Consider the following 12,362-nt stretch of genomic DNA (forward strand, 5'->3'; position numbering starts at 1 on the left):
GGGATATTGAGGACGGTATCGACAGCACAGGCAAGAAAATGACGCTTTGCCAACTTTATGCCAAACAGAACGCACAAAGGGCAAATGTGAAGAAAAGCACACAGAAACAACGGGAACAACTCATGCGGTTATTGAAAGAGGACAAGTTAGGTGCTAGGAGTATTGATACAATCAAGCCCTCTGACGCTAAAGAATGGGCGTTACGCATGAAAGACAAAGGCTTTTCCTACAATACCATTAACAACCATAAACGCTCGTTAAAAGCGTCATTCTATATCGCCATACAAGACGATTGCGTAAGGAAAAATCCCTTTGATTTCAAGTTAAGTGAAGTCCTAGAAAATGATACCAAAGAGAAAGTCGCATTGACAGAGGAACAGGAACAAGCCTTACTCTCATTTATCAAGACAGACAATGTGTATCACAAGCATTATGATGATGTGCTGATACTGTTAAAGACTGGACTTCGTATCTCGGAACTGTGCGGACTGACAGTAGCTGATATTGATTTCAAGAATGAAGTTGTAATTATCGACCACCAGTTACTAAAGAGCAAGGAACAGGGCTATTATATTGAAACGCCTAAGACGAAAAGCGGAATAAGACAAGTGCCATTAAGTAGAGAAACAATACAGGCATTTCAACGGGTTATGAAGAAACGCCCAAAGGCAGAACCATTTGTGATAGACGGACAGAGCAATTTCTTATTTGTCAATCATAAAGGCAAGCCCAAAGTTGCGATTGATTACAACGCCTTATTTGTCCGTATGGTAAAGAAATATAACAAGCACCACAAGGACAATCCCTTGCCACATATCACACCGCATACGCTACGCCATACATTCTGCACAAGACTGGCAAGCAAGAACATGAACCCAAAAGATTTACAGTATATCATGGGACATTCAAACATTAGTATCACAATGAACTGGTACGCTCATGCGTCCATAGATACCGCAAAATCAGAGGTTCAGCGTCTAATCGCATAGAAGTATTTACCACGATTTTAACCACGATTGACAGGGAAAATATAAGAAAATAGACCTAGATATGCAAGGTTTACCACAAAAGCAAAATGCCCGTAGAGCCGATAAAATAAGGCTTTGCGGACATTTAGGAAGATATAAAAAGATAGTCAAAAAGACATATATAATTTCTTATACATATCCGTTAAATTTTTCCTCCGCACGGATCAGGGATTTGATTCTTCCCTTGAAGGTAAACGCCAGAAACGGATATTCCCCTGCCATATATTTATAAAATTCCCGGATCTTCTGAGACTGGGCAGTGAGGAAATCATTATGCTCCAGAAGCTCCTGGATCTGGATCAAAAAATTACAGTGTACCAGATCGATCTCATTATGTTTTTTCTTCGCCTCTGTCCTAAGATCCCGAATGTATTTCTTCAGTATCCGGAGAAGAGTATCTCCGGAATACAGATAATCGTTTAATGTTATCATTTGTGTTTCTCTTTTCTATTTTAGTCTTTTCAAGATCACATATTTACAACAACTGCTGGATGATCTGTGCTCCTGTCTTTTATTTATTTCAGTTTTTCATGGAAAAACTCTGCGATCCGGTTCCATACCTCATCCTGGAAAAACTGGATATCTGCATGGTCTGCACCATCCAGTGTCAGCAAAGTAACATCACAGTCTTTTTTCTCCAGAAGTCCGTATAAAGTTTCCGACTGAACATAAGGAACGACCTGATCGCAGTTGCCATGGATGATCAGAAATGGCGGTGCATCCTTCGTAACCTTGGAAACCGGACTGCTCTGGTATGCCTTTTCTTTATTTAACATGGAATTAAATCCAAGCAGAAGGGATTCTGCGGAAGAAGCACATTTTTCTGCAGATTCACACGGAAATGCGGAAAGATCCGTAGGCGGATACCATGGGCAGGCAGCCTGTACCTTACTGGATTCTTCCAGATACTCTCCCACATCCAGAGCCGGATCATTGTCCAGCGCAGCCATACAGGTAAGATATCCTCCGGCAGACTCTCCCATAACTCCTATCTGCTCTTTGTTGATGCGGAACCGGTCTGCATGGGCTTTCAGATAACGGATAGCTGCCTTTACATCCTGCAGCGGCATGGGATACGGGCCCTGATTAGAAGTACGATACTCCACACTTGCCACTACAAAGCCACTGGATGCCAATCTGCTCAGATAAAGATTATGTGCGGATTTATCCATCATCAGCCATGCGCCTCCGCAGATCCAGAGGATGCAGGGATAGATTTTTCCATCTTTTGTTTCCGGGTAGATTATATCCAGTTTCAGATCCCGCCTGCAATGTCCGAACCAGGAATCCACCTGTGCGTAAGTAATATCATTTACTGTAATATACTGAGGCTTCTCTGCCGAAAGCTTCAGTGTCTTTTTTTCTGCTTTTATCATAATCTATCTACCTCTTTTCTTCTGATCATTTTAGTTTGTCTTTGAAATATTTTTCTTCTATTTTATCACAATACTGCTTTTTCTGCTTTTATTTTTCGGAGAAAAAGCACTCTTTTTCTGCAAAGAAATATCTGCATTCTCATTTACAGACATGCCTTACCGCAGGATCTCGTCAATGGTGGAAACGGTACTGAAAGATCCTTTATTCCTTGAAATGATCTCTTTTACTTTCTGCAGTTCAAAATAATTTACATAGCAGATCAGGGTCTTGTTCTCTCCTGCGATCACGCCGGAAGAGTTAATGATGGTACAGGTTTTATTCAGTTCCTCTTTAATATCACAGATGATCGCATCAGGATCCTTTGTGATGATCGTCACCTGTTTCAGTGCCTCAAAATGATCTGTGAAATGATCGATGATGGAAGTCGCCACAATGTATACCAGAAGACTTAAAAGTGCGGAATCTCTATCAAGAAGTACAAACACAGCTCCATATACACACGCATTAAATGCGATCAATATGTAGGAAATACTGTAGTCCTTTCCGGAATGATTGTAGATCTTTTTTACAATGATATTGGCAAAGATCTCAGAACCGTCAATACAGCCACCGTTTCGAAGGATCAGAGACAGTCCCACACCAAGGATCGCACCTCCAAAGACTACTGCAATAAAATGCTCTGTATTCAGCTCAAAAGGGATTTTTTCAAAGTAGGAAAGACCTATTGTGTAGACAACAAAGCCCACGAACGTTTTTGCAAAGAAATACTTACCGATAAGAATGACACCCCAGCTATGAGAAACGGCAGAAACACAAGCAGCACACATAACGACAGGTTATACCCTGTCAGCTTGCTTATGATAATGGCGATTCCGGCAGTTCCGTAATCGATGGCATCATTGGGAAGCAAAATACAGGCAACAGAAAAACTGGCCAGGATCGCTCCCACAATGATCATCAGATAGGAAAACAGGGTTTTGATCTTTTTGTTCATAAAGTCCTCCTCTTTGTAAGTAAAATTGTTTGTCAACAATAGCAAAAAGCTGTTATAATAGATTTTCTCTATTACAACAGCTTTGTTTTCCTACTTTTGGAATGGATTTATTATATTATAAGTTTTTTTCTCTGTCAACGCCCTCCGACAATTTCACAGCTTTTCTTTATCAGTAAACCTGTATCCTGCTTTCTCAGATCTGATACCAGCGGATCTCATTAGCTTCCAGATGAAGATCAAAGCTCTTTCCATCCCCTGTGTAAACCGTAGTGTCCTGTGGCTCATAGGTGTTGTTTACCACACAATACTTTTTATTTTTCACATAAGCATGTACTTCCACATTATAATTGGAAGAAAACCAACGGTGAAGCTCACCTTCCGCTGCCGCTGACCAGAGTACGGCTCTGTAAAGAATACGGCTGTTGCAAAAGCTGTACGGAAGTCCGCTGATGTAAACACCTCTGCCTTTTCCGAAGGTTTTTACTGCCATCTGGACTTCCTGATCTTTCTGGATAAGGATCTTCGTATCCGGAAGTGCGAAGATATTCTTTTTCCCCTCACCGAAATCTACGGTTCCGTCTGTATCCTTCAGGATAAAATGATCTTTATGCTCTTCCCAGTTGTATTTATCTGTATTAAGATTAAATCCTCTTTCTTCCTCTACACCAAGGATGTCATCCAGCTGGAAGAATTTTCCCTGCCACTGATGAGCTGCCGGTTCACCGACGCCAATAAATCCGCCGCCATTATAGACAAATTTCCGCACAGCTGTAAGAATCTTCGGATCTGCCCAGTTCTCACCACCGGACTGTGCAGTATCCGCATCACCTACATTGATGATCACATCAAAATCATTCAGCAGATCTTTATCCTGACGGATATCATCAAAGCTGATAAAGGACACATCAAAAGGCGCACCACTTAATGCCTCGATAATTCCGAAATAGGAATAATTCTGCTTGTAATAGATGGCATGATGTACCATATGGTTGCCCCAGGAGCGCATTTTTCCCCAGCAATTTAAAACTGCCACACGTTTTACGCAGTACGGTGTGGTTCCCTGGATATTGTCGTAGAGCACACGGAATTCCTGGCAGACTTCCTTGATATACTGTACAAAATCCGGAAATTCCAGAGCCAGTTTCAGATAACCGCCGTATCCAATTCTCTGGATCGGACTTCGAAGGATAGCTCTTCTTGCAGTCACCCAGTTTACTTTTGCCTCTTTTACAGGATCCCCGCCCTCATGGAAGGTGTCCGGGAAAAAGTACGGCAGAAATCTTCCCTCTGTATATTTTACATGTTTAATATCACTGAACAAACGTAAGGTCGCTCCGTTTCCGACGCTTCCCACTACCGCATCCAGCCCGATGGAAGCAAACTCATCCATAAAGGGCTCCATACCGATCCAGTGATCGCCCATGAACATCATGGCCTCTTTTCCGTATTCATGGACAATGTCTACCATTTCCTTTGCAAGCTTCGCCACTTCCCGTCTCTGGAAAGCCTGGAAATCTTTAAATTCTTTCGACGGGATCCGATAAGTGTTGTTCATATATCCCTGATCAATGATAAACTCCGGGCGGAACTTATATCCCACTTCCTGCTCAAACTGTTCCAGGATATAGGGACTCACCGAAGCAGAATATCCGAACCAGTCTACATATTTTTCCCGTGCCATCTCATCAAAGATCAGTGTGAACTGGTGAAAAAAGGTAGTAAATCGTACTACATTCACATAATCATGGGAATCCAGAAATCTGCGGAGGCGATCCATGGAATGTGCACGTGTTGCGGGCTGACGCACATCAAAAGTGATCTGAGGCTCTACATCCTTCCAGTCATTGACAACTGCATTGTACATATGTACCGGATCCCACATGATATATGCAAGAAAGCTTACCGTATACTCATGAAACTCTTTCGCCGGCCTGATCACAACATTTCCGTTTTCTTCATCGTATGACCATTCCTCTGTACTGACAGCTTCCCCTGTAGTCCGGTCAATGACTTCCCACCATCTTCTGATATCATCTCTTGTATTCACAGCCAGCATATCCGGATACAGATGATCCATCAGATGGATCTCCAGAGTATCCGACACTGCCGTGTGAAAAGATGTCATGATATACATCTGCTGGATTTCTTCCGGATGGGCCTTTGCCCAGGCATTGTCCTTTCTGGTGGTATAATAGGTTGCATAAATCTTTGCGCCGGTTTTCTTCAGTTCTGCTGGAAATTCCGTTCCGTCACAGTCACGGATGGCATCTGCACCCCACTCATCCAGCATTTTCAGTGTCTCCGGAATCACATCCAGATCTGTCGGAATAGTCACTCTTCCTTTTGTTTCGCTCATCGCTTTACCTCCATTGTAAAAATCCCTGTTTTTTTATTTCTGATATTTTTTCACGATCGTCTGCATAGTATCCCATTTCTGTTCCATATCTGCCACCAGCTTAAACTGTGTGCGGCAGCGGTCCAGATTATGTTCTTCCCGGTCGATCTTAAAATAATGATCTCCTTCCAGATAATCGGTAAGAAAGCGAATGCCGCATTCATAAGTCATCACCTTAGCTCCCATGGGAAGCATCTCGATCTCTTTTGCACTGAGCTTATCTCCACAGCTTTCCAGAAAGCCTTTTACATAGATTTCATAGAGCTCCATATCACAGGAAACTTTGCTTAAATCTTTCTCATCCTCCAATGCAGTGCTGGCCCCGAAACGAATGGAATCTCCAAAATCATTCATAGCAAGTCCCGGCATAACCGTGTCCAGGTCCACTACACAGATTCCCCTTCCTGTTTCCAGGTCGATCATAACGTTATTCAGCTTCGTATCGTTGTGTGTTACCCGAAGGGGCACCTCACCTTTTGCCAGAAGCTCACCGAATACATTTGCCAGATACTCATGCTGAAACGCAAATGCGATCTCTGCTTTTACGGATGCGGCACGATGACAGCTGTCCTTCTCTATGGCATTTTTCAAAGTCTGAAAACGTTTCTTTGTATCATGGAAATCCTTTATCGTTTCATGCAGAGTCTCTGCCGGGTAATCTGCTAGCATTTCCTGGAATTTTCCAAATGCAACTGCACTTTCATAAAAATCCTCCGGTTTTTCTGCCAGATCATAGCTTACTGCATCGGTAATAAAAATATAAGCTCTCCAGCATTCTCCGTTTTCATCTGTCAGGAATGCCTTCCCGTCCTTTGTCGGAATCAGGTTCAGAACCTCCCGTTCCGGATCTCCTCCCTTCTGAAGAACTTTCTTTTTCAGATGCCCGGTGACTCCGGCAATGTTCTCCATCAGTTCTTCCGGTTTCTGAAAGATCTCCCGATTGATCTTCTGAAGGATCACCTTAATGGACCCCATCTCTCCGATCCGATATCTAAGCATATAGGTTTCGTTGATATGCCCGCTTCCGCAGGGGCCGCAGGAAACCAGTTCTCCGGTAAATGCAAACTGATCCGCTATTCTTTTTATCTCTTCTTTTGGTGTACCTGCCATTTTACCTTCTCTTTCCCAGACAGCAGTAAAAAGCATACCGTCCGAAAACAAATATGCTTTATACTTTTTGCTGTGTTTTTTACTGTGATTATTTTTTCCGCTTTAAAATCCTGGTGGCAAGCGGAGCAATATTTTCATCTGTTGATCCGTAGAGAACTTCGTAATCCCCCGAGACAGAAACTGTTTCTGTCTTTTCTCCGAAGTTCTGGATAAACAGATATTCCGTATCCTCATTTTCTCTGGTTGTCACAGAAATACCTTCCGGTATAAATGTAAGCGGCATCTTCACGCCTGCTTCCTCTGCTGCCCTTCCCAGAAAATCCTCATAAAAGGCTGCTTCCATATCTGCCGCTACATAGTAAACATGGCCTTTTCCATATTTCTTGTGAGTCAGTACCGGATACCCCTGATAGAAATCCCTTCCATAACGCAGCAGTACTTCCGCATCGGAAACCTCTGCAAGCTCGCAGAGATTTTTACAGGTATAGCTTTCTGTAAGTCTGAGATGATTTCCTGTTTCCGGGATACCTACGTTTTCTTCCCAGTCATAAAGTGCATCGATCTCTTCCGTACGGATACCAGCTGCTTCCATCAGTCCGTGAGGGGTTCCCTCCAGATAACATTTATCTGTTTCATCTACAAGTCCGGACCAGTAGGAAATTACCAAAGTACCACCGTTTTTTGCAAAAGCGCGAAGCTTTTCGGCATATCCATGATAAAACATGTAGGCCATCGGTGCCGTTACCAAACGGTACCGGGACAGATCATGTTCCATATTGATGACATCTGTATTATAGCCTTTTCTTCGGAGAGCACGATACTGTTTCAGTACAGTTTCCTGATAATGCATATCCTCGTTTCGAGGTCCCTGCGCATCCTTCAGCGCCCAGTCATTTTCCCGGTCATAGAGAACAGCCACCGGAGACTTCGTCACGCTTCCAGCAGTTTCCCGGATCTGCTCCAACGCTTCTCCTACCTCTGTCACTTCGCGGAAAATACGGGTATCATCCCCACCGTAGTGATCGATCACCGCACCATGGAATTTCTCAGAGGCTCCCTGGCTCTGACGAAGCTGGAAATACAGAACACTGTCTGAACCATGAGCAACTGCCTGCAGAGAGGCAGCCAGATGTATTCCTGGTTTTTTCAGCTTGTTGATAGGCTTCCAGTTGGTCGCAGAGGGACAGGATTCCATCAGAAGAAACGGTGCTTTCTTGATGCTTCGCATAAGATCATGCTGCATGGCTCCGTCCAACGCTGTGGTATAATTGTCTTTTTTATGCCAGCTTGGATAATTATCCCAGGATGCAATATCCATAACATCCTTAAATTTTTTATAGTCCAGTCCGTTGTAGTCATACATCAGATTGGCGGTTGCCGGAAGCTCGGAACCACCTGCACGGATCGCAGAAATCTCATGCTTCATAAAATCCACAGTCCTGTCTGTAACAAAACGTTTCCAGTCCAAGGTAAGTGCATGAAGAGCATTTTCCCCCTTTGGCGAAGGACTTTCGATCTGATCAAAGCTGTTATAGGTATGGCTCCAGAACGTTGTGCACCAGCTGGAATTTAAATTTTCGATGGTCCCGTATTTTTCTTTCAGCCATTCCCGGAATTTTTCCCGGCACAGAGGACAGTGGCATTCTCCGCCATATTCATTGGAAATATGCCACAAAAGCACTGCGGGATGTTTTCCGAAACGTTCAGAAAGCTTCTTATTAATATTGTAGACTTTTTCCCTGTATACTGGAGAAGTATAACAGTGATTATGTCTTCCACCGAAAAATCTTCTTGTGCGATCCGGATCCATGCGAAGAACTTCTTCATATTTATCTGCCATCCATTTCGGTCTTGCTCCGGATGGTGTGGAAAGTATCGTATAAATTCCTTCTTTATACAGATTATCGATCACTTCTTCCAGCCAGTCAAAGTTATATTTCCCCTCTTCCGGCTCCAGCACTGCCCAGGAAAACATTCCCATGGAAACGGTATTGATATGGGCTTTTTTGAAATATTCGATATCTTTTTTCAGAATATCCGGTCTGTCCAGCCACTGCTCAGGGTTGTAATCGCCGCCGTGCAGATAATGGCCGTATCTGATCTGCTCTGCCATTTTTTTATCTCCTTATGATTTATTCGCATCAAGCGGACAAAGTCATCCGCTCCGCTACGAAGCTTTATACCAGGCAACTGATCCACAGTTGATCTGGTATAAAAAGAATGCTGCGTGATCCAGTTAAAGCATATTATACAATATACCTAAAGATTTCAGCAGCATCCTTTTTGTTTTAAAATTATTTTACAGCTCCAGTAATACCCTCTGCGAACTGTTTCTGTAATACGAAGAATACGATCATGGTCGGAATGGAACAGAATAATACGCCGCACATCAGCATGCCGTAATCCGTTACATATCCTGTGATCAGATTGGCGATCAACATCGGCATGGTCATCGCCTTATTATCTGTCATGATTACCTTCGGCCACAGATAGGAATTCCATGCATTCATAAATGTGATAACTGCTGCCGCCGCATAAGTAGATTTCATAGTCGGGATAAACATCTGGAAAAAGATCCTTACCTCGCTTAATCCGTCAATCCGTGCTGCCTCAATGATATCGATAGGAAATGCTCTGGCATTCTGACGGAACATCATGATCATAAATGGTGTGGAAATGATCGGAAGGATAAAACCTACCGCTGTATTTAAGAGTCCGGCTTTTGAAAACATCTTAAATAAAGGAACCATCGTTGCAACCTGCGGAACCATCATTGCAAGAAGCAGGGTGGAAAACAGTCTGTCTTTCCATCTGTCATGATATACCTCAAAGCCATAACCTGCGATAGAACAGATCAGAAGGCAGATCACTGTAGTAAGAACTGCATAAAACAGAGAGTTTCCAAGAGCTCTCCACAGCGGCTGCTGTGCAGTCAGGTTTTTAAAGTTCTGCATAAAATATGTACCCGGAAGGATACGGCCTCTGGATACATCTGTGGATGTATTGGTTGCCGCAGAGATCATCCAGTACAGTGGAAATACAGAGATAAATGATACGATGATCAGAAAAATATATGTAGGGATCAATCTTCTCTGAATTGCGGATTTATTCTTTTTCTCAGTCACGTGTATCACCTACTTTCAAATTGATAAAGGCCAGGATCGCTACCATGATAAATATGATAAATGACATTGCTGCCGCATATCCGAAGTTTGGCACGTTGATGAAGCATGTATTATAAACATAATGGGACATTGTGATGGTTGAGTTCGCCGGGCCACCTTTTGTCAGGTTGACAGACTCATCAAACAACTGCAGTGTACCATTGATCGACATAATAAATGTCATGATAATTGTCGGTTTCAGAAGTGGTACGGTAATTTTCCAGAAGGTCTTCCAGCCATTGGCACCATCGATCTTTGCTGCCTCGTATACAGAATATTCAATATTCTGAAGACCTGCCAGATAGAACACCATGTTATATCCTGTCCATCTCCAGATCAGTGCGATGATGATCACGATCTTTGCACTTGTGGAGTTACCCAGGAAGTTATAGCCAGTTGTTAAAATTCCAAGTTTGATCAGGATGCTGTTGATCAGACCGTCTGTTGCAAACATAGAACGGAAGATCAGAGAATAAGATACAAGAGATGTTGCACATGGAAGAAATACACATGTACGGAAAAAGCCTTTAAATTTCAGATCCTTGTTATTCAGAAGCTGTGCGAGCAGGATCGCAAGGATCAGCATGATCGGCACCTGGATAATAAGATACAGAAATGTATTGACAATGGACTGCTGGAATACCTTATCCATCATAATACGTTTATAGTTACTGAAGATCGGATCCGCAAACCTCATGTTTGCTCCGGCACCTGTCTGTAAAGAAATGATAAATGCGCGGATCATCGGATAAAAACTCATGACAGCGATCATAATGGTTGCCGGTGCCAGAAAGATCCAGCCGGCCGCTCTTTGTTTCGCTACCAGAGACATGCCACTTTTTTTGGAATTCACAGGAACTCCTCCTTTCAAACATCTAAACCTTTACATAAGACAAGGGACTGCATGCAGTCCCCTGCCCTGTATTTCATTAATATTTCAGCTTTACTCTGTCATCTTGAATGCCAGTGTATCCTGTGCTTCCTGAAGTGCAGATTCTTTATCTGCGCCGTTTACAATATTAACAACAGCTGTGTTGATGCACTCTCTTGCCTCATAGTGGTACGGAGTTTTTGTAAATTCCGGAATGTGTGAAGAGTACTCTACAATTGTTGAGAAGATCGGCTGGTTATTGAAGAACTCGCTTGGCTCATTGTAAACCTCAGACTCACCAGCCGGCAGGTAGCAGGAAATTGCACCTGTTTCCGGAAGGATTGCATCATAGAAGTCTGTGCTGGAACCAAATGTGCTTGCAAGGAAGTCCTCAGCAAGCTCTACATTCTTGCAGTTGGATGTAATGTACCAGGAAGATCCGCCATTGTTTGCATAGTTTGTAGCTGTATCAACGCCGTCAACTTTCGGCATTGTTGTGATCTGCCACAGACCCTTCTGATCCTCTGTTCCCATCAGTGTAGCTGTGATCCAGTTACCGTTAACGATACCGGCAGCCTCTCCGCCTGTGATCGTGGAGATGTACTCATCCCAGTTATTTACTAATTTAACAACATTGTTCTTTACAAGATCCACATAAAGATCTACGCATTTCTCTGCTACATCGTTGCCAACGATATAAGCCTCTCCGTCATCATTTACGAAGTTTGCTCCACAGGACTGGATCATCATCATCAGAGTATCGCCACCTGTTGCTTCACTTGTAAGGAGATATTTACCTGTTTTTTCGTGAACGTCTTTTCCGATCTCCATGAATTTGCTCCATGTGATATCTGTAAGATCATCAATGGTATATCCTGCTTCTTCCAGGATATCTGTACGATAGCAGGCAATTGTTGCACCGTTATCAAACGGAACTCCGTAATGTGTGTCATCTACCATGGAGTAGGACTGTTTCAGTTTTCCGAAATCATCCCAGTTGATATCCATATCCTTCAGATCTGTAAAAGCATCCGGATAACTCTTCAGATATTTCTGATAGCTGTTGTCCTGCATCAGAACGATGTCCGGAAGTGTGCTGTAATCTCCGGCGTTTGCTGCTGTTGTAAGTTTGGTCTGGCAGTCATCAGAAGATGTCTCAACTACATCAACCTTGAATCCTTCGTGATCCTTTGCATACTGCTCACCTGCAATATTCATAGCCTTGATGTTGAAGTTCTGATCCCATGCCCATACAGTCAGGGTGTTATCGTCATCACCTTTTGCATATACTGCTGTAGTAGTTGCAGCAAAAGACATTGCCATGATACCTGTCATTAATACTGCGAGTAATTTTTTCTTCATTTACTTTTCCTCCTTTATTAAGCATTTCCCGTTTGCTTATGAATAGATTATAGCATCCGCA

Annotated in this window: 10 protein-coding genes and 1 pseudogene; 1 reads left to right on the top strand and 10 read right to left on the bottom strand. The window is 43.0% G+C overall.

Annotation, left to right across the window (positions count from 1 at the left end):
* A partial coding sequence (locus tag NE638_RS09945; protein ID WP_244094828.1) for a tyrosine-type recombinase/integrase occupies nt 1–989 on the top strand: 989 nt, incomplete at its 5' end.
* A 171-nt stretch (nt 990–1,160) separates the two neighbouring features.
* Here the strand turns inward: NE638_RS09945 and NE638_RS09950 are convergent.
* The 10 genes and pseudogenes from NE638_RS09950 to NE638_RS09995 all read right to left on the bottom strand — a co-directional run.
* Nucleotides 1,161–1,460: pseudogene (locus tag NE638_RS09950) on the bottom strand (guanosine polyphosphate pyrophosphohydrolase); the annotation flags it as partial.
* An 83-nt stretch (nt 1,461–1,543) separates the two neighbouring features.
* Nucleotides 1,544–2,404, bottom strand: coding sequence for an alpha/beta hydrolase (locus tag NE638_RS09955; protein ID WP_144093255.1), 861 nt, complete (start codon nt 2,402–2,404; stop codon nt 1,544–1,546).
* Nucleotides 2,405–2,560: 156 nt separating this feature from the next.
* Nucleotides 2,561–3,151, bottom strand: a complete 591-nt coding sequence (locus NE638_RS09960; protein ID WP_420313935.1) for a YitT family protein — start codon at nt 3,149–3,151, stop codon at nt 2,561–2,563.
* Complete coding sequence (locus NE638_RS09965; protein WP_243148839.1) at nt 3,127–3,399, bottom strand: YitT family protein; 273 nt, start codon at nt 3,397–3,399, stop codon at nt 3,127–3,129. The genes NE638_RS09960 and NE638_RS09965 overlap by 25 nt, the downstream gene beginning before the upstream one ends.
* 193 nt (nt 3,400–3,592) lie before the next feature.
* Nucleotides 3,593–5,755, bottom strand: coding sequence for a 1,3-beta-galactosyl-N-acetylhexosamine phosphorylase (gene gnpA, locus NE638_RS09970; protein WP_161208591.1), 2,163 nt, complete (start codon nt 5,753–5,755; stop codon nt 3,593–3,595).
* Between the two features lie 33 nt (nt 5,756–5,788).
* A complete protein-coding gene (locus tag NE638_RS09975) occupies nt 5,789–6,904 on the bottom strand; it encodes a phosphotransferase enzyme family protein (RefSeq protein ID WP_022426327.1) in 1,116 nt (371 codons plus the stop codon).
* An 88-nt stretch (nt 6,905–6,992) separates the two neighbouring features.
* Complete coding sequence (locus NE638_RS09980) at nt 6,993–9,017, bottom strand: beta-galactosidase (protein ID WP_161208589.1); 2,025 nt, start codon at nt 9,015–9,017, stop codon at nt 6,993–6,995.
* A 181-nt stretch (nt 9,018–9,198) separates the two neighbouring features.
* The gene (locus tag NE638_RS09985) at nt 9,199–10,029 is read right to left on the bottom strand and encodes a carbohydrate ABC transporter permease (protein WP_021651760.1); all 831 of its coding nucleotides are present in this window, start codon (nt 10,027–10,029) and stop codon (nt 9,199–9,201) included.
* Nucleotides 10,022–10,921 (bottom strand): carbohydrate ABC transporter permease, encoded by a 900-nt coding sequence (locus tag NE638_RS09990; RefSeq protein ID WP_173739121.1) that lies wholly within the window; start codon nt 10,919–10,921, stop codon nt 10,022–10,024. The genes NE638_RS09985 and NE638_RS09990 overlap by 8 nt, the downstream gene beginning before the upstream one ends.
* A 90-nt stretch (nt 10,922–11,011) precedes the next feature.
* On the bottom strand, nt 11,012–12,301 hold the full coding sequence (locus tag NE638_RS09995) for an ABC transporter substrate-binding protein (protein WP_015524390.1): 1,290 nt from the start codon (nt 12,299–12,301) through the stop codon (nt 11,012–11,014).
* Nucleotides 12,302–12,362: the final 61 nt, after the last annotated feature.

Source organism: Blautia sp. MSK.18.38, assembly GCF_024460535.1.
In the GTDB taxonomy this organism is placed as follows: domain Bacteria; phylum Bacillota; class Clostridia; order Lachnospirales; family Lachnospiraceae; genus Blautia_A; species Blautia_A fusiformis.

What these genes read in the sequence shown, in the direction of transcription:
- NE638_RS09955 (WP_144093255.1), bottom strand. Translation starts at nt 2,404, where the DNA reads ATGATAAAAGCAGAAAAAAAGACACTGAAGCTTTCGGCAGAGAAGCCT.
- NE638_RS09965 (WP_243148839.1), bottom strand. Translation starts at nt 3,399, where the DNA reads ATGAACAAAAAGATCAAAACCCTGTTTTCCTATCTGATGATCATTGTG.
- gnpA (WP_161208591.1), bottom strand. Translation starts at nt 5,755, where the DNA reads ATGAGCGAAACAAAAGGAAGAGTGACTATTCCGACAGATCTGGATGTG.
- NE638_RS09975 (WP_022426327.1), bottom strand. Translation starts at nt 6,904, where the DNA reads ATGGCAGGTACACCAAAAGAAGAGATAAAAAGAATAGCGGATCAGTTT.
- NE638_RS09980 (WP_161208589.1), bottom strand. Translation starts at nt 9,017, where the DNA reads ATGGCAGAGCAGATCAGATACGGCCATTATCTGCACGGCGGCGATTAC.
- NE638_RS09995 (WP_015524390.1), bottom strand. Translation starts at nt 12,301, where the DNA reads ATGAAGAAAAAATTACTCGCAGTATTAATGACAGGTATCATGGCAATG.